Origin of the sequence: Streptomyces niveiscabiei, from assembly GCF_033794345.1 — a bacterium.
GTDB lineage: Bacteria > Actinomycetota > Actinomycetes > Streptomycetales > Streptomycetaceae > Streptomyces > Streptomyces niveiscabiei.
In genome coordinates this window covers 292,716-309,211 of the sequence record NZ_JARAYJ010000005.1, presented here as the reverse complement: position 1 = coordinate 309,211, position 16,496 = coordinate 292,716, and the positions used below count along the sequence as shown (strand labels likewise).

Here is a 16,496-nt window from a genome sequence, read left to right as displayed (position 1 = left end):
CCCACTGACAACGCCCGCCCACCACCAGCCGGGAGCCGACCGATGCACGAAATCTTCGTCAACTACCGCACCAAGGGCGGCAAGGAGCTCGCCTACCTGTGCGACCGAGCCCTGACCTCCCGGTTCGGCCCGGACGCCGTCTTCCTCGCCAGGAGATCGATCGGTCTGGGCAGCGACTACGCCGAGACCCTGCTCCGAGCCGCACGCCACTGCCAGGCGCTCCTGGTTCTGATCAGTGAGGAGTGGCTGGAGGCTCCGGACCGGAACGACCCCGGTGGCCGGGCCCTGGACGACCCGGAGGACTGGGTGCGCAGGGAGATCGAGGAAGCGCTCGCGGCGGAGGCCCTGGTGGTGCCGGTGTTCACCGGGCGGAAGGTGGAGCAGCTGCCTCCCGGCCGATTACCCAGGTCGATCGCGGCACTCGCAACCCGTCAGTACATCCGCCTGGAGCTGAGCCGTTTCGACTACGACATGGAGCAGCTCGCGAACCGCCTCACCCGGCAGCTCCCCGGCCTCGCGATGCTGGACGCGATCCATGCGCGAGCAGGGGTTTCCGTTTCGCCGAGGGAGCCGGTTGGATGTTCGGATGACCGCACACGACGTCGCCCGGGAGCTGCCCGGCATCACCGAACTGCGTGACCACTGCCGCTCGCTGGCCGTACTGGAGGCGATCCTGAGCCCGGAGTGGGCGGATCGCTGCCACTCCTTCGACACGGACTGGTCGGAGACCGAGGAGGCCGCGTCGATGCGGGACGGTTCGGGGGACGAGTACTCGATCGTCTTCTCCCCGGCCGGCGCCTACCTGCGCGGCTACGCCCACGAGTCGCCCATGAGCCCGTACGGCAACGACGGCCCCTGGCCGGGGGTTCTCGACGAGGTTCCCGAGGTCTTCGCCCCGTACGTCGACGAGCCCGCGTTCAGCGACGAGGACGGCATGCCCGTCGTCACCGTGTGCCTGTGGCGGCGGACCGGGGACGATGCCTGGTCGGCGGGCGCCATCGACTTCCCGGAGTCGTTCCACGGCGACCCGGACGGCGCCGAGTCCCTGTTCGCGCTGCTCACGGACCGCAGCGCGGAAGCGTTCCAGGAGTGGGCGGAGGACTACTACGAGACCGAGGTCGACCTGGAGGCGATACGCCACGTCCTCGCCTCACGCCCGCTGACCGAGGAGGTCGTCACCCGGCTGAACCCGGAGGTGACCCTCGCCGCCCTGGCCAAGGAGCTGACCGAGGCCGGTTACCCGCGGGCGTGACACGCACCGAGGCCCGGCACCCCACCGGGACACCGGGCCTCGCGCGAAACGATCAGGGACCTACAGCCCCGCGGCCTTCTTCAGCGCCTCCACCCGGTCCGTCCGCTCCCACGTGAAGTCCGGCAGCTCGCGCCCGAAGTGCCCGTACGCGGCGGTCTGCGCGTAGATCGGCCGCAGCAGGTCGAGGTCGCGGATGATCGCGGCGGGACGGAGGTCGAAGACCTCGTCGATGGCCTTCTCGATCTTGTCCGTGTCGATCTTGTGGGTGCCGAAGGTCTCGACGAAGAGACCGACGGGCTCGGCCTTGCCGATGGCGTACGCGACCTGGACCTCGCAGCGGGAGGCGAGGCCCGCGGCGACGACGTTCTTGGCGACCCAGCGCATCGCGTACGCGGCGGAGCGGTCGACCTTGGACGGGTCCTTGCCGGAGAAGGCGCCGCCGCCGTGGCGGGCGAAGCCGCCGTACGTGTCGATGATGATCTTGCGGCCGGTGAGGCCGGCGTCGCCCATGGGGCCGCCGATCTCGAAGCGGCCGGTCGGGTTGACCAGGAGGCGGTAGTTCTCGGTGTCGAGCTTGATGCCGTCGTCGAGGAGGGCCTTCAGCTCGGGCTCGACCACGAACTCGCGGATGTCGGGCGCGAGGAGGGACTCCAGGTCGATGTCGGAGGCGTGCTGCGAGGAGACGACGACCGTGTCGAGGCGGACGGCCTTGTCGCCGTCGTACTCGATGGTGACCTGGGTCTTCCCGTCGGGCCGCAGGTAGGGGATGGTCCCGTTCTTGCGAACGTCCGAGAGGCGCTTGGAGAGGCGGTGCGCGAGGAAGATCGGCAGCGGCATGAGGGTCGGCGTCTCGTCGGACGCGTACCCGAACATCAGGCCCTGGTCGCCGGCGCCCTGCTTGTCCAGCTCGTCTTCGTCGCCCTCGACGCGGGACTCGTACGCGGTGTCGACACCCTGCGCGATGTCCGGGGACTGCGCGCCGATGGACACGGAGACGCCGCAGGACGCGCCGTCGAAGCCCTTCTTGGACGAGTCGTAGCCGATCTCCAGGATCTTCTCCCGGACGAGCTGCGGGATCGGCGCGTACGCCTGGGTGGTGACCTCACCGGCGACGTGCACGAGGCCGGTGGTGATCAGCGTCTCGACGGCGACGCGGGACGTGGGGTCCTCGCGCAGCAGCGCGTCGAGAATCGTGTCGCTGATCTGGTCAGCGATCTTGTCGGGGTGACCTTCGGTCACGGACTCCGAGGTGAACAGGCGACGGGACACAACGCTCCCTGTGGTTGCAGCGGCTGCTGGCTGATCATTGGCGGACCCGCCGGGAGCTGCGCCCGGAGTGGTCCGGGAACAGCTTATCGGTCGTGCCTCACCACCGGCCCACCTGTCTCGCCTCTCGGGAGCGCCGTGAGCTGCGGTACGGGCATTCTGACCGATGCCCGTCGACCTTGGCCAGAGCCGCCGCTCGCGAACCGCCCGAGTCTCCAGTGGTTCCGGGGTGCGCATCCAAGCGTCATTCGAGGCGCCGCGTCACCAGGTCCCACACGATTTCGGCCAGATCCTCCTTGGGCCCGTGGGGTACGGCGGTCTCGCTGCCGTCGGCGCCGAGGACGACCGCCTCGTTCTCCTCGGAGCCGAAGGTGCGGCGCTCCCCCACCTCGTTCACGACCAGCAGATCGCACCCCTTGCGGGCGAGTTTCGCCCGCCCGTTGGCGAGGACGTCGTCGGTCTCGGCGGCGAACCCGACGACCACCTGCCCGGGCCGGGCGCGGTGCTGGGAGATCTCCGCGAGAATGTCCGGATTCCGTACGAGAACGATAGGCTCCGGTTCCTGTCCGTCCTTCTTCTTGATCTTCCCGGCCGCGTAGGTCTCGGGCCGGAAGTCCGCGACGGCCGCCGCCATCACGACCGCGTCGGCGTCCGTTGCGTGTTTCAGCACCGCCTCGCGCATCTGGACGGCCGTCCCGACGGGGACGACGTCGACGCCGGCCGGGTCGGGCAGGCTCGCGTTCGCCGAGATCAGCGTGACGCGGGCGCCGCGCGCCGCCGCCGTACGCGCGAGGGCGTAGCCCTGCTTGCCGGAGGAGCGGTTGCCGAGGAAGCGCACGGGGTCGAGGGGCTCGCGGGTGCCGCCGGCGGTGACGACGACGTGACGCCCGGCGAGGTCGGGTTCGCGCACCCCGCGCGCCAGGACCCTGCGGCAGACCTCGAAGATCTCCGCCGGGTCGGGGAGGCGGCCCTTGCCGGTGTCGACGCCGGTCAGGCGCCCGACGGCGGGCTCGATGACGACGGCTCCGCGGCGGCGCAGCGTCGCCACGTTCTCCCGCGTCGCCGGGTGCTCCCACATCTCCGTGTGCATGGCGGGGGCGAGGACCACGGGGCAGCGGGCGGTCAGGAGCGTGTTGGTGAGGAGGTCGTCCGCGAGGCCGTGCGCGGCCTTGGCGAGCATGTCGGCGGTGGCCGGCGCGACGACGACGAGGTCGGCGCCCTGGCCGATGCGGACGTGCGGCACCTCGTGGACGTCGTCCCAGACCTCCGTGGAGACCGGGTGCCCGGAGAGCGCGGACCAGGTCGCGGCGCCGACGAAGTGCAGTGCGGAGGCGGTGGGGACGACGCGGACGTCATGCCCCGACTCGGTCAGTCTGCGCAGCAGCTCGCACGCCTTGTACGCGGCGATGCCCCCGCTGACCCCCAGGACGACCTTGGGCTTGTCCACCGTCACTCCCACTCCCCGAACCGATGCGATCTCGGAAATCCGTACGACCCCATGACACACCACAGGCCCGGCAATCTGCTTGCCGGGCCTGTGGATAAGTCAGTCGCGAACTGACGATCGTACTTATCGGCCGTACGAACGAGCCGTGCTTACGCCGGGTCCGGAACGGCCTCGGACGTCAGCAGACCCGCGTTGATCTCGCGCAGCGCGATCGACAGCGGCTTCTCGTGGACGTGCGTGTCGACGAGGGGACCGACGTACTCCAGAAGGCCCTCACCGAGCTGCGAGTAGTACGCGTTGATCTGACGGGCGCGCTTGGCCGCGTAGATCACGAGGCTGTACTTCGAGTCCGTGGCTTCGAGGAGCTCGTCGATCGGAGGGTTGATGATGCCCTCGGGCGCGGAGATGGAAGAGGACACGCTCTACCTTCCGTGGATGGGAGAAAATCTCAGACTGTGTTGTCCAAAAACATTGGTGACCATAACGGTCACACCACATCCATCAAGGCTAGCAGCTCACGCGCCACATCCTCGACAGAGGTGTTGACCAGCGTCTCGTCGAACTCGGGCTCGGCCGCGAGCTCGACCTTGGCGGCGTCCAGGCGGCGCTCGATCACGTCGGGCGCCTCGGTGCCCCGCCCGGTGAGCCGGCGCACCAGTTCCTCCCAGGAGGGCGGCGCGAGGAACACGAGCTGGGCGTCCGCCATGGACTCGCGGACCTGCCGGGCCCCCTGGAGGTCGATCTCCAGGAGCACCGGCTCGCCGTTCTCCAGCCGCTCCAGCACGGCCGCGCGGGGCGTGCCGTAGCGGTTGCCGGCGAACTCGGCCCACTCCAGGAGCTCGCCGTTGGCGATCAGCTTGTCCATCTCGTCGTCGCCGACGAAGAAGTAGTGGACGCCGTGCTTCTCGCCCGGACGGGGCTTGCGGGTCGTCGCCGACACCGACAGCCACACCTCCGGGTGGGCCTTGCGCATATGGGCGACGACCGTGCTCTTGCCGACCCCCGAGGGGCCGGAGAGCACGGTCAGCCGCGGACGTACGTCCGGGGGCTCGGGGGTCGTCCCCCGGAATGATGCAGCCATGCAGCGATTATTCCAGCAATCCCGGAGTGCCCGGGACGCCCTGCCCGGCGGCGCCGGGATCAGGAACCGGTGCTGCCGAACTCACGCTCCAGGGAAGCGATCTGGTTGGAGCCGAGACCGCGCACGCGGCGGCTCTCGGAGATACCGAGTCGCTCCATGATCTGCTTGGCGCGGACCTTGCCCACGCCCGGCAGGGACTCCAGAAGCGCCGAGACCTTCATCTTGCCGATGACGTCGTTCTCCTGGCCCTGCTTGATGACCTCGTGCAGGGAGGCGCCGGAGTGCTTGAGTCGATTCTTGACCTCGGCCCGCTCCCGGCGAGCCGCGGCGGCCTTTTCGAGCGCGGCTGCGCGCTGTTCGGGGGTAAGGGGCGGAAGAGCCACGCCTACGTCACCTCGGATGTCGAACTGTCGGATACGGACCGGTGAGGAACCTAGTCGCCCCACACCTGGCGAGCGACGAGCAACACGCTTGCCCGTTCACTCTCCGTCGGAGACTAGCGGCCAACTCCGCCTGAGTCAGCGAGAACAGCGGAAAAGTCCTGGTCAGCCTCTACGGGACCGGACATATGCCGCAAAACTCCCCGGATTTGAGACTGTATCCATCCTCAAGTCGGCGAGAACCGGCCGGTCAGGCCGATCCCACCGCCTCGCGGATCTCCCCGGAAAACCGCTCGGCGGCGTCCCGCAGCGCCTTCACGTCGGGCCCGAACCGCAGGACGCCCCGGCTCACGTTCGGTACGACCCGGGGCAGCGCGGCCCCGAACACGCCGGGCAGATCGGCGGGCGTCGCCCCCTGCGCCCCGACGCCGGGCGCGAGGAGCGCCCCGCCCATGTCGAGGTCGTACGCGGACAGGTCGCCCAGCGTCGCCCCGACGACCGCCCCGAAGGAGCCGAGCGGCTCCTCGCCGGCGTTCTCGGCGGCGAGGTGGGCCAGGATCGTCGCCGCCACGCTGCGTCCGTCGGCACGGACCGCGTGCTGGACCTCGCCGCCCTCGGGGTTGGAGGTCAGCGCGAGGACGAACAGCCCGCACCCGTTCTCCCGCGCGAGCGCGACGGCGGGCGCGAGGGAGCCGTACCCGAGGTAGGGCGAGACGGTCAGCGCGTCGGAGAACAGGGGCGAGTCCGGCGAGAGGAACGCCTCGGCGTAGGCGGCCATCGTGGAGCCGATGTCCCCGCGCTTGGCGTCCATGAGGACCAGCGCGCCCGCCTCGCGGGCCTCGGCGACGGACTTCTCCAGGACGGCGACCCCGCGCGACCCGAACCGCTCGAAGAACGCGCTCTGCGGCTTGAGGACGGCGACCCGGTCCGCGACCGCCTCGACGACGGTACGGCTGAACCGTTCGAGCCCGGCGACGTCGTCGTCGAGCCCCCACTCGGCGAGCAGCGAGGCGTGCGGGTCGATCCCCACGCACAGGGGCCCGCGCTCGTCCATCGCCCGGCGCAGGCGCGTACCGAAGGTGCTCATGCCGTCTTCCTCACGTCGGCGCCGACCGCGTCGGCGAGGGTGGCGTACGGGCTCGTGCGCAGGCGCGCGGCGAGCCCCTTGTGGATGGCGCGGGGCCAGAAGGGCCCCTGGTAGATGAACGCGCTGTAGCCCTGGACGAGGGTCGCGCCCGCGAGGATGCGCTCCCAGACGTCCTCGGCGCTCTCGACGCCCCCGACGCCCACCAGGGTGATCCGGTCGCCCACGCGCGCGTACAGGCGCCTCAGGACCTCCAGGGAGCGCGCCTTGAGGGGCGCGCCGGAGAGCCCGCCGGTCTCTCCGGTCAGCGACGCCCCGGAAAGCAGCCCTTCGCGGGCGATGGTCGTGTTGGTCGCGATGATCCCGTCGAGGCCCAGTTCGACGGCGAGGTCGGCGACGGCGTCGACGTCGTCGTCCGCGAGGTCCGGCGCGATCTTCACCAGCAGGGGCACGTGCCGCCCGGGAACGACCCGGTCGGCGGCCTCGCGCACGGCGGCGAGAAGCGGTCGCAAGTGATCAACCGCTTGCAGATTCCGCAGGCCGGGCGTGTTCGGCGAGGACACGTTGACGACGAGGTAGTCGGCGTACGGCGCGAGGCGCTCGGCGGACTTCACGTAGTCCCCGGCGGCCTCCTCCTCGGGGACGACCTTGGTCTTGCCGATGTTGACGCCGACGACCGTCTTGAACACGGCCTCCCGGGACGCGAGGCGCGCGGCGACGCGCAGGGAGCCGTCGTTGTTGAAGCCCATGCGGTTGATCAGCGCGCGGTCGGGCACCAGCCGGAACAGCCGCTTCTTCGGGTTGCCGTCCTGCGCCTCCCCGGTGACGGTCCCGATCTCGACGTGGTCGAACCCCAGCATCGCCATCCCGTCGACCGCGACGGCGTTCTTGTCGAACCCGGCGGCGAGCCCGAACGGCCCGTGCATCCGCAGCCCGAACGCCTCGGTGCGCAGCTCCTTGTAGCGGGGCGCGAGCGCGGCGGCGAGGAACGTCCGCAGCACGGGCACGCGCGCGGCCAGGCGGATCCACCGGAAGGCCAGGTGGTGGGCCTGCTCGGCGTCCATGCGCTGGAAGAACAGTCGGAAGAACAGGTTGTACATAACTCCCCAGAGGGTCCCCATAAGGAGGGGGACACCGTTCCCGGTGTCCCCCTGGCTGCTGTGGCTGCTAGTCCCGTGCCGCTGTCAGCTGCTCGGCGTGTTCCTGGAGCGAGCGCACGCCCACGTCGCCGTGGTTGAGCGCGTCGATGCCCTGGACGGCCGCCGCGAGCGCCTGGACGGTCGTCAGGCAGGGCACGGAGCGCGCGACGGCCGCCGTACGGATCTCGTAGCCGTCGAGACGGCCGCCGGTGCCGTACGGGGTGTTGACGATGAGGTCGACCTCGCCGTCGTGGATGAGCTGGACGATGGTCTTCTCGCCGTTCGGGCCTTCGCCCTCGCTGAGCTTGCGGACGATGGTCGCGTTGATGCCGTTGCGCTTGAGGACCTCGGCCGTGCCGGAGGTGGCGAGGAGCTCGAAGCCGTGGGCGACGAGTTCGCGCGCCGGGAAGATCATCGAGCGCTTGTCGCGGTTGGCGACGGAGATGAACGCGCGGCCCTTGGTGGGCAGCGGCCCGTACGCGCCCGCCTGCGACTTGGCGTACGCCGTGCCGAAGACGGAGTCGATGCCCATGACCTCGCCGGTGGAGCGCATCTCCGGGCCGAGGACCGTGTCGACGCCCCGGCCGTGGATGTCGCGGAACCGCGACCACGGCATGACGGCCTCCTTGACGGAGATCGGCGCGTCCATGGGCAGCTCGCCGCCGTCCCCGCGCGCGGGCAGCAGCCCCTCGGCGCGCAGTTCGGCGACGGTCGCGCCCAGGGAGATCCGGGCGGCGGCCTTGGCGAGCGGCACGGCGGTCGCCTTGGAGGTGAAGGGGACCGTGCGGGACGCGCGCGGGTTGGCCTCCAGGACGTACAGGATGTCCCCGGCCATCGCGAACTGGATGTTGATCAGACCGCGGACACCGACCCCGCGCGCGATGGCCTCCGTGGAGGCGCGCAGCCGCTTGATGTCGTGGCCGCCGAGGGTGATCGGGGGCAGCGCGCACGCCGAGTCGCCGGAGTGGATGCCGGCCTCCTCGATGTGCTCCATGACGCCGCCGAGGTACAGCTCCCGGCCGTCGTACAGGGCGTCCACGTCGATCTCGATCGCGTCGTCGAGGAACCGGTCGACGAGGACCGGCCGCGAGGGGCTGATCTCGGTCGACTCGGCGATGTAGGACTCCAGGCGGGCCTCGTCGTACACGATCTCCATGCCGCGCCCGCCCAGGACGTACGAGGGCCGCACCAGGACGGGGTAGCCGATCTCGTCCGCGATGGCCTTGGCGCCCGCGAAGGTGGTCGCCGTGCCGTGCTTGGGGGCCGGGAGGCCCGCGTCGGCGAGGACCTGCCCGAAGGCGCCCCGGTCCTCGGCGGCGTGGATCGCCTCGGGGGGCGTGCCGACGATCGGTACGCCGTTGTCCTTGAGCGCCTGCGCGAGGCCCAGCGGCGTCTGCCCGCCGAGCTGGACGACGACGCCCGCGACGGGCCCGGCCTGCGTCTCCGCGTGGACGATCTCCAGGACGTCCTCCAGGGTGAGCGGCTCGAAGTAGAGCCGGTCGGAGGTGTCGTAGTCGGTGGAGACGGTCTCGGGGTTGCAGTTGACCATCACGGTCTCGTACCCGGCGTCGGACAGCGCGAAGGAGGCGTGCACGCAGGAGTAGTCGAACTCGATGCCCTGCCCGATGCGGTTGGGACCGGAGCCGAGGATGATGACGGCCGGCTTCTCGCGCGGGGCGACCTCGGTCTCCTCGTCGTAGGACGAGTAGAAGTACGGGGTCCTGGCGGCGAACTCGGCGGCGCAGGTGTCGACCGTCTTGTAGACCGGGCGGACACCGAGCGCGTGCCGGACCTCGCGGACGACGTCCTCGCGCAGGCCGCGGATCTCGGCGATCTGCTGGTCGGAGAAGCCGTGCCGCTTGGCCTCCGCGAGCAGGTCCGCGGTGAGTTCGGGGGCCTTCGCCAGCTCGTCGGCGGTCTCCTTGATCAGGAAGAGCTGGTCGACGAACCAGGGGTCGATCTTGGTGTACTCGAAGACCTCCTCGGGCGTGGCGCCCGCGCGGATGGCCTCCATGACGGTGTTGATCCGGCCGTCGGTGGGGCGTACGGACGCCTCAAGGAGCTCGGCCTTGTCGCCCGTCCCGCCGACGAACGTGAACTGCGAGCCCTTCTTCTCCAGCGAGCGCAGCGCCTTCTGGAACGCCTCGGTGAAGTTGCGGCCGATGGCCATCGCCTCGCCGACCGACTTCATGGTGGTCGTCAGGGTCGAGTCGGCCTGCGGGAACTTCTCGAACGCGAACCGGGGCGCCTTGACGACGACGTAGTCGAGCGTCGGCTCGAAGGACGCCGGGGTCTCCCGCGTGATGTCGTTGGGGATCTCGTCGAGCGTGTAGCCGACGGCGAGCTTCGCGGCGATCTTGGCGATCGGGAAGCCGGTCGCCTTGGAGGCGAGCGCCGAGGACCGGGACACGCGCGGGTTCATCTCGATGACGATGACCCGGCCGTCGACGGGGTTGACCGCGAACTGGATGTTGCAGCCGCCCGTGTCGACGCCGACCTCGCGGATGATCGCGATACCGATGTCCCGCAGGATCTGGTACTCGCGGTCGGTCAGCGTCATCGCGGGCGCCACGGTGATCGAGTCACCCGTGTGGACGCCCATCGGGTCGAAGTTCTCGATGGAGCAGACGACCACGACGTTGTCGTTCTTGTCGCGCATCAGCTCAAGCTCGTACTCCTTCCACCCGAGGATCGACTCCTCCAGGAGCACCTCGGTGGTCGGGGAGAGCGTGAGGCCCTGTCCGGCGATGCGGCGCAGTTCCTCCTCGTCGTGCGCGAACCCCGAACCGGCGCCGCCCATGGTGAAGGAGGGGCGGACGACGACGGGGTAGCCGCCGAGGGTGTCGACGCCCGCGAGGACGTCGTCCATGGAGTGGCAGATCACCGAGCGGGCGGACTCGCCGTGCCCGGTCTTCGCGCGGACGGCCTCGACGACGCCCTTGAACAGGTCGCGGTCCTCGCCCTTGTTGATCGCCTCGACATTGGCGCCGATCAGCTCCACGCCGTACTTCTCCAGCACACCCTGCTCGTGCATGGAGATCGCGGTGTTGAGGGCCGTCTGGCCGCCGAGGGTCGGCAGCAGGACGTCCGGGCGCTCCTTGGCGATGATCTTCTCGACGAACTCGGGGGTGATCGGCTCGACGTAGGTCGCGTCGGCGATCTCCGGGTCGGTCATGATCGTCGCCGGGTTGGAGTTGACCAGGATGACCCGCAGGCCCTCGGCGCGCAGGACGCGGCAGGCCTGGGTGCCGGAGTAGTCGAACTCGGCGGCCTGGCCGATGACGATCGGGCCGGAGCCGATGACCAGGACGGACTGGATATCGGTGCGCTTAGGCACGCTGGCCCTCCAACAGAGCGTTTTCCATCAAAGCCGTGAAGCGGTCGAACAGGTAGGCGGCGTCGTGCGGGCCCGCCGCCGCCTCGGGGTGGTACTGGACGGAGAAGGCGGGCTGGTCGAGCAGCCGCAGCCCCTCCACCACGTCGTCGTTGAGGCACACGTGGGAGACCTCGGCACGCCCGAACGGGGTCTCGCTGACCTGGTCGAGAGGCGCGTCGACGGCGAAGCCGTGGTTGTGCGCGGTGACCTCGACCTTGCCGGTCGTGCGGTCCTGCACGGGCTGGTTGATGCCGCGGTGGCCGTACTTCAGCTTGTAGGTGCCGAAGCCGAGGGCGCGGCCGAGGATCTGGTTGCCGAAGCAGATGCCGAACAGCGGCGTCTTGCGCGCGAGGACGGCCGTCATGAGGGCGACGGGGCCTTCGGCGGTGGCGGGGTCGCCGGGGCCGTTGGAGAAGAACACGCCGTCCGGGTTCACCGCGTACACGTCGTCCTCGGTCGCCGTCGCGGGCAGGACGTGCACCTCGATGCCGCGCTCGGCCATGCGGTGCGGGGTCATGCCCTTGATGCCGAGGTCGATCGCGGCGACCGTGAAGCGCTTCTCGCCGATCGCGGGGACGACGTACGCCTCCTTGGTGGCGACCTCCTCGTACAGCGACGCGCCCTTCATCGGCGGCTGGGCCTGCACACGCGCGACAAGGTCGGCTTCCGGCGCGATCTGCGAGCCGGAGAAGATCCCGGCGCGCATCGAGCCGCGTTCGCGCAGGTGGCGAGTGAGGGCGCGGGTGTCGACGCCGGAGATGCCGACGACGCTCTGCGCCACCAGTTCAGCGTCCAGCGAACGCTTGGCGCGCCAGTTGGAGGGCACGCGCGCGGGGTCGCGGACGACGTAGCCGGAGACCCAGATGCGGGACGACTCGTCGTCCTCGTCGTTCCAGCCGGTGTTGCCGATCTGCGGGGCGGTCGCGACCACGATCTGGCGGTCGTACGACGGGTCGGTGAGGGTCTCCTGGTAGCCGGTCATGCCGGTGGAGAACACCGCTTCGCCGAAGGTCTCCCCCACGGCCCCGTAGGCGCGGCCCCGGAAGACCCGGCCGTCCTCCAGGACGAGTACGGCGGGGACTTTGCTGGTCCCCCTGGTGGAGGTCGTCATCGTTCGGCGCCTTCCGTCTGGTTGTTCTTGATCATGGAGTTGATGGCCTCGACCCAGTCCGTGTGCTCGGCCGCGTGGTCCGAGCGGAAACCGGAGTCGATCAGCTTGTCGCCGTGCGCCCAGGTCACCACGAGGAGGCCGCCCTCGCTGAGGACCTTGCCCGCGATGCCCTTGCCGAGCAGCGCCTCGCGCAGGGAGCCTGCCGGCACGAAGAAGTCGGTGGCACCGGGCCGGACCACGTCCAGCCCTGCGTCCGTCAGGGTCAGCTCGACCCGGCTGCGGGTGCCCAGGCCGTGCGCGACGATGCGGTCCAGCCACTGCCCGGCGGTGGTGGAGCCGTGGTAGCGGCCGGTCATCGTCAGTCTGGGCTCACCGGGCTCGTCCGGCGCGGTGGGGAGCTCGGGCAGGTCGCTCTGGAGGGTGCCGCGCCACTTCCAGCCCTCGCGCATCAGCCAGTAGACGAGCGCGACGAACAGGCAGAGTCCGACGACCCAGCCGATCCGCGCGGCCCAGTCCGTCACCGGGGCCGACTCCCGGCCGGCCGCGATCAGTAGTGCAGATGTCACGTGAGCTTCCCGTCGACGAGCGTGGCCTTGCCCCGCAGCCACGTGTGCGTCACGCGGCCCGGCAGCTCACGCCCCTCGTACGGGGTGTTCCGGCTGCGCGAGGCGAAGCCCGCGGGGTCCACGGACCCACGGTATGCCGTGTCGACGAGCGTGAGGTTGGCGGGCTCACCTGCCGAGACGGGGCGGCCGTGCCCACTCGCCCGCCCGATCCGGGCCGGCTTGGACGACATGCGCTCGGCGACCCCGGCCCAGTCCAGCAGGCCCGTCTCCACCATGGTCTCCTGCACCACTGACAACGCGGTCTCCAGGCCGACCATCCCCATCGCGGCGGCGGCCCACTCGCAGTCCTTGTCCTCGTGCGGGTGCGGCGCGTGGTCGGTGGCGACGATGTCGATCGTGCCGTCGGCGAGCGCCTCGCGCAGCGCGAGGACGTCGCGCTCGGTGCGCAGCGGCGGGTTGACCTTGTAGACCGGGTTGTAGGAGCGGACCAGCTCGTCGGTGAGGAGCAGGTGGTGCGGGGTGACCTCGGCGGTGACGTCGATGCCGCGGGACTTGGCCCAGCGGACGATCTCGACGGACCCGGCGGTCGAGAGGTGGCAGATGTGCACGCGCGAGCCGACGTGCTCGGCGAGCAGCACGTCCCGCGCGATGATCGACTCCTCGGCGACGGCCGGCCAGCCCCCGAGCCCGAGTTCGGCGGAGACGACGCCCTCGTTCATCTGGGCGCCCTCGGTGAGCCGGGGCTCCTGCGCGTGCTGCGCGACGACCCCGCCGAACGCCTTCACGTACTCCAGCGCGCGGCGCATGATCACCGCGTCGTCCACACACTTGCCGTCGTCGGAGAAGACCGTCACACCGGCCGCCGACTCGTGCATCGCGCCCAGCTCGGCGAGCTTCCTGCCCTCCAGGCCGACGGTGACCGCGCCGATCGGCTGGACGTCGCAGTAGCCGTGCTCCCGGCCGAGCCGGTAGACCTGCTCGACGACGCCGGCCGTGTCGGCGACGGGGAAGGTGTTGGCCATGGCGAAGACGGCCGTGTAGCCGCCGGACGCCGCCGCGCGCGTGCCGGTCAGCACGGTCTCGGAGTCCTCGCGGCCGGGTTCGCGCAGGTGGGTGTGGAGGTCGACGAGGCCGGGGAGCAGCACCTTGCCGGCCGCCTCGACGACCTCGGCGCCGTCCGCATCCAGATCAGCCCCCACCGCGGCGATCGTCTCGCCGTCGATCAGGACGTCCTGCGGCTCGCCGCCGAGCACCTTCGCACCACGGATCAGGATCTTGCTCATGGGTCTCACTTCTCCTCGGATGCGTCGGATGCGTCGGATGCGTTGGCGCGGGCGTGGCTGACGGCGGGCTCGTTGCCGCCGAGCAGCAGGTACAGGACGGCCATCCGGATCGACACGCCGTTGGCGACCTGTTCGACGACCGTGCAGCGCGGGGAGTCGGCGACCTCGGCGGTGATCTCCATACCGCGGACCATCGGGCCGGGGTGCATCACGATCGCGTGCTCCGGCATCCGCGCCATCCGGTCGCCGTCGAGGCCGTAGCGGCGCGAGTACTCGCGCTCGGTCGGGAAGAAGGCCGCGTTCATGCGCTCGCGCTGGACGCGCAGCATCATCACCGCGTCCGACTTGGGCAGCACCGCGTCGAGGTCGTACGACACCTCGCACGGCCAGCTCTCCACGCCGACCGGCACCAGGGTGGGCGGGGCGACCAGGGTGACGTGGGCGCCGAGCGTGTGCAGCAGGTCCACGTTGGAGCGGGCGACCCGGCTGTGCAGGACGTCACCGACGAGGGTGATCCGCCGTCCGCTCAGGTCCTGGCCGAGCCCGGCGTCGCGGCCGACGAGCCGGCGGCGCATCGTGAACGCGTCCAGCAGGGCCTGGGTGGGGTGCTGGTGGGTGCCGTCGCCGGCGTTGATGACGGCCGCGTCGATCCACCCGGAGGTGGCGAGGCGGTACGGGGCTCCCGAGGCGCCGTGCCGGATGACGACGGCGTCGACGCCCATCGCCTCCAGCGTCTGCGCGGTGTCCTTCAGGGACTCGCCCTTGGAGACGGAGGAGCCCTTGGCGGTGAAGTTGATGACGTCGGCCGAGAGGCGTTTCTCGGCGGCCTCGAAGGAGATGCGCGTGCGCGTGGAGTCCTCGAAGAAGAGGTTCACGACCGTGCGCCCGCGCAGGGTGGGCAGTTTCTTGATGGGCCGGTCGGCGACCCGGGCCATCTCCTCCGCGGTGTCGAGGATCAGGACGGCGTCGTCGCGGGTGAGGTCGGCGGCCGAGATGAGATGACGCTGCATCTGTCAGGCTCCGTAAGACTGTTCAAACAGGGAGATTCTGGGCACGCGGGGGCACACCCGCGCGAAGCGGGACCCCTCCAGGTGCTTACTGGTCCGGCTTCGCGCCGAGCAGCACGGTGTCGCGACCGTCCTCCTCGGCGAGCTGGACCTTGACCGTCTCCCGCAGCGACGTGGGGAGGTTCTTGCCGACGTAGTCGGCGCGGATGGGCAGTTCCCGGTGGCCGCGGTCGACGAGCACCGCGAGCTGCACCGCGCGCGGGCGCCCGATGTCGTTCAGGGCGTCGAGGGCGGCGCGGATCGTGCGGCCGGAGAAGAGCACGTCGTCGACGAGGACCACCAGCCGGCCGTCGATGCCGTCGCCGGGGATCTCGGTGCGGGCCAGCGCGCGCGGGGGGTGCATGCGCAGGTCGTCGCGGTACATCGTGATGTCCAGCGAGCCGACCGGGATCGGGCGCTCGGTGATCTCTTCGAGTTTCTCGGCCAGCCGGCGGGCGAGGAAGACGCCGCGGGTCGGGATGCCGAGGAGGACCACGTCGTCGGCGCCCTTGGCGCGCTCGACGATCTCGTGGGCGATGCGGGTCAGTACCCGCGCGATGTCGGGGCCTTCGAGAACGGGCCGCGCATCGGACGATCGGATGTCCATACGGAAGGGACCTCCTTCTCCGCCTCACGGGACGGACCTTAAAGGACGTCGGGTTTGCGCCATCAACCGTAGCAGGCCGCCGGGACGGGCCTGATCACCCCCCTGGAGTAATCGGCCATCGATACCACGGAAGGGTCGGTGTGGACCATTCGGCTTGACGCAGGAGAATCACGCTGCGTAACCTCACAATGAGTTACCAGCCGAGCGGCACGGCAACACAGCCGTCCGCGTCGACACAGCGCCGGGAGCTATATGTCCAGCGAATACGCCAAACAGCTCGGGGCCAAGCTCCGCGCGATCCGCACCCAGCAGGGCCTTTCCCTCCACGGTGTCGAGGAGAAGTCCCAGGGCCGTTGGAAGGCGGTCGTCGTCGGGTCGTACGAGCGCGGGGACCGCGCCGTCACCGTGCAGCGCCTCGCCGAACTGGCGGACTTCTACGGCGTCCCGGTGCAGGAACTGCTGCCGGGCACCACCCCGGGCGGCGCCGCCGAGCCGCCGCCGAAGCTGGTCCTGGACCTGGAGCGCCTCGCCCACGTCCCGGTCGAGAAGGCGGGCCCCCTCCAGCGCTACGCGGCGACGATCCAGTCCCAGCGCGGCGACTACAACGGCAAGGTCCTCTCGATCCGCCAGGACGACCTGCGCACCCTCGCGGTCATCTACGACCAGTCCCCCTCGGTCCTCACGGAACAGCTGATCAGCTGGGGCGTCCTCGACGCGGACGCGCGCCGCGCGGTGACCCACGAGGAAGGCTGAGCAGGCCACAACGCTTGCCCCGCCTGAGCAGAAACGTGCCGCCGGGTTGGCCAGAACCGAGTGATTCGGTTCCAGCCACCTGGCGGCACGTTTTTTGTGAAGCAG

The 16,496-nt window shown here is 70.4% G+C and carries 16 protein-coding genes; 3 read left to right on the top strand and 13 right to left on the bottom strand.

The window, feature by feature from the left end; all coding sequences use genetic code 11:
- Nucleotides 1-42: 42 nt before the first annotated feature.
- Together PV682_RS09680 and PV682_RS09675 are read left to right on the top strand one after the other, a co-directional pair.
- Entirely contained in the window at nucleotides 43-639 is a 597-nt protein-coding gene (locus PV682_RS09680) for a TIR domain-containing protein (RefSeq protein WP_319726126.1), read from the top strand.
- Nucleotides 587-1,252 carry a hypothetical protein gene (locus tag PV682_RS09675; protein WP_319726123.1) on the top strand — a complete coding sequence of 222 codons (666 nt, stop codon included), beginning with the start codon at nucleotides 587-589 and terminating at the stop codon, nucleotides 1,250-1,252. The genes PV682_RS09680 and PV682_RS09675 overlap by 53 nt, the downstream gene beginning before the upstream one ends.
- A 60-nt stretch (nucleotides 1,253-1,312) precedes the next feature.
- On the opposite strand, the gene metK is transcribed toward PV682_RS09675, so the two are convergent.
- The 13 genes from metK to pyrR all read right to left on the bottom strand — a co-directional run bounded on the left by metK (nucleotide 1,313) and on the right by pyrR (nucleotide 15,638).
- Nucleotides 1,313-2,521: a methionine adenosyltransferase gene (gene metK, locus PV682_RS09670; RefSeq protein WP_319726121.1), complete on the bottom strand. Its 1,209-nt coding sequence runs from the start codon at nucleotides 2,519-2,521 to the stop codon at nucleotides 1,313-1,315.
- Between the two features lie 241 nt (nucleotides 2,522-2,762).
- Nucleotides 2,763-3,965 carry a bifunctional phosphopantothenoylcysteine decarboxylase/phosphopantothenate--cysteine ligase CoaBC gene (gene coaBC / locus PV682_RS09665; RefSeq protein ID WP_319726308.1) on the bottom strand — a complete coding sequence of 401 codons (1,203 nt, stop codon included), beginning with the start codon at nucleotides 3,963-3,965 and terminating at the stop codon, nucleotides 2,763-2,765.
- A gap of 149 nt (nucleotides 3,966-4,114) precedes the next feature.
- Nucleotides 4,115-4,384, bottom strand: coding sequence for a DNA-directed RNA polymerase subunit omega (gene rpoZ / locus PV682_RS09660; RefSeq protein ID WP_010357929.1), 270 nt, complete (start codon nucleotides 4,382-4,384; stop codon nucleotides 4,115-4,117).
- A 68-nt stretch (nucleotides 4,385-4,452) separates the two neighbouring features.
- Nucleotides 4,453-5,046: a guanylate kinase gene (gene gmk, locus PV682_RS09655; protein WP_055718948.1), complete on the bottom strand. Its 594-nt coding sequence runs from the start codon at nucleotides 5,044-5,046 to the stop codon at nucleotides 4,453-4,455.
- A gap of 59 nt (nucleotides 5,047-5,105) precedes the next feature.
- Complete coding sequence (locus PV682_RS09650) at nucleotides 5,106-5,429, bottom strand: integration host factor (protein WP_003977346.1); 324 nt, start codon at nucleotides 5,427-5,429, stop codon at nucleotides 5,106-5,108.
- Nucleotides 5,430-5,676: 247 nt separating this feature from the next.
- Nucleotides 5,677-6,513 carry an orotidine-5'-phosphate decarboxylase gene (gene pyrF, locus PV682_RS09645; protein WP_055718949.1) on the bottom strand — a complete coding sequence of 279 codons (837 nt, stop codon included), beginning with the start codon at nucleotides 6,511-6,513 and terminating at the stop codon, nucleotides 5,677-5,679.
- Nucleotides 6,510-7,610, bottom strand: coding sequence for a quinone-dependent dihydroorotate dehydrogenase (locus tag PV682_RS09640; protein WP_319726116.1), 1,101 nt, complete (start codon nucleotides 7,608-7,610; stop codon nucleotides 6,510-6,512). Before PV682_RS09640 ends, pyrF begins: the two co-directional genes overlap by 4 nt.
- 67 nt (nucleotides 7,611-7,677) lie before the next feature.
- Nucleotides 7,678-10,986 (bottom strand): carbamoyl-phosphate synthase large subunit, encoded by a 3,309-nt coding sequence (carB, locus tag PV682_RS09635; RefSeq protein ID WP_319726113.1) that lies wholly within the window; start codon nucleotides 10,984-10,986, stop codon nucleotides 7,678-7,680.
- The gene (carA, locus tag PV682_RS09630; protein ID WP_319726111.1) at nucleotides 10,979-12,136 is read right to left on the bottom strand and encodes a glutamine-hydrolyzing carbamoyl-phosphate synthase small subunit; all 1,158 of its coding nucleotides are present in this window, start codon (nucleotides 12,134-12,136) and stop codon (nucleotides 10,979-10,981) included. Before carA ends, carB begins: the two co-directional genes overlap by 8 nt.
- Entirely contained in the window at nucleotides 12,133-12,702 is a 570-nt protein-coding gene (locus tag PV682_RS09625; protein ID WP_319726109.1) for a PH-like domain-containing protein, read from the bottom strand. The genes carA and PV682_RS09625 overlap by 4 nt, the downstream gene beginning before the upstream one ends.
- Nucleotides 12,699-13,985 (bottom strand): dihydroorotase, encoded by a 1,287-nt coding sequence (locus PV682_RS09620; RefSeq protein ID WP_319726107.1) that lies wholly within the window; start codon nucleotides 13,983-13,985, stop codon nucleotides 12,699-12,701. The genes PV682_RS09625 and PV682_RS09620 overlap by 4 nt, the downstream gene beginning before the upstream one ends.
- Before the next feature lie 5 nt (nucleotides 13,986-13,990).
- Complete coding sequence (locus PV682_RS09615; protein ID WP_319726105.1) at nucleotides 13,991-14,995, bottom strand: aspartate carbamoyltransferase catalytic subunit; 1,005 nt, start codon at nucleotides 14,993-14,995, stop codon at nucleotides 13,991-13,993.
- Between the two features lie 85 nt (nucleotides 14,996-15,080).
- A complete protein-coding gene (pyrR, locus tag PV682_RS09610) occupies nucleotides 15,081-15,638 on the bottom strand; it encodes a bifunctional pyr operon transcriptional regulator/uracil phosphoribosyltransferase PyrR (RefSeq protein WP_010357918.1) in 558 nt (185 codons plus the stop codon).
- A gap of 252 nt (nucleotides 15,639-15,890) precedes the next feature.
- Here pyrR and bldD point away from each other — a divergent pair, with 252 nt between their 5' ends.
- Nucleotides 15,891-16,391 carry a transcriptional regulator BldD gene (gene bldD / locus PV682_RS09605; RefSeq protein ID WP_010357917.1) on the top strand — a complete coding sequence of 167 codons (501 nt, stop codon included), beginning with the start codon at nucleotides 15,891-15,893 and terminating at the stop codon, nucleotides 16,389-16,391.
- Nucleotides 16,392-16,496 lie beyond the last annotated feature (105 nt).

Coding starts and splice junctions, on each gene's coding strand:
- PV682_RS09680 (WP_319726126.1), top strand. CDS start 43: ATGCACGAAATCTTCGTCAACTACCGCACCAAGGGCGGCAAGGAGCTC.
- PV682_RS09675 (WP_319726123.1), top strand. CDS start 587: ATGACCGCACACGACGTCGCCCGGGAGCTGCCCGGCATCACCGAACTG.
- gmk (WP_055718948.1), bottom strand. CDS start 5,046: ATGGCTGCATCATTCCGGGGGACGACCCCCGAGCCCCCGGACGTACGT.
- pyrF (WP_055718949.1), bottom strand. CDS start 6,513: ATGAGCACCTTCGGTACGCGCCTGCGCCGGGCGATGGACGAGCGCGGG.
- PV682_RS09640 (WP_319726116.1), bottom strand. CDS start 7,610: ATGTACAACCTGTTCTTCCGACTGTTCTTCCAGCGCATGGACGCCGAG.
- carA (WP_319726111.1), bottom strand. CDS start 12,136: ATGACGACCTCCACCAGGGGGACCAGCAAAGTCCCCGCCGTACTCGTC.
- PV682_RS09620 (WP_319726107.1), bottom strand. CDS start 13,985: ATGAGCAAGATCCTGATCCGTGGTGCGAAGGTGCTCGGCGGCGAGCCG.
- PV682_RS09615 (WP_319726105.1), bottom strand. CDS start 14,995: ATGCAGCGTCATCTCATCTCGGCCGCCGACCTCACCCGCGACGACGCC.
- pyrR (WP_010357918.1), bottom strand. CDS start 15,638: ATGGACATCCGATCGTCCGATGCGCGGCCCGTTCTCGAAGGCCCCGAC.
- bldD (WP_010357917.1), top strand. CDS start 15,891: ATGTCCAGCGAATACGCCAAACAGCTCGGGGCCAAGCTCCGCGCGATC.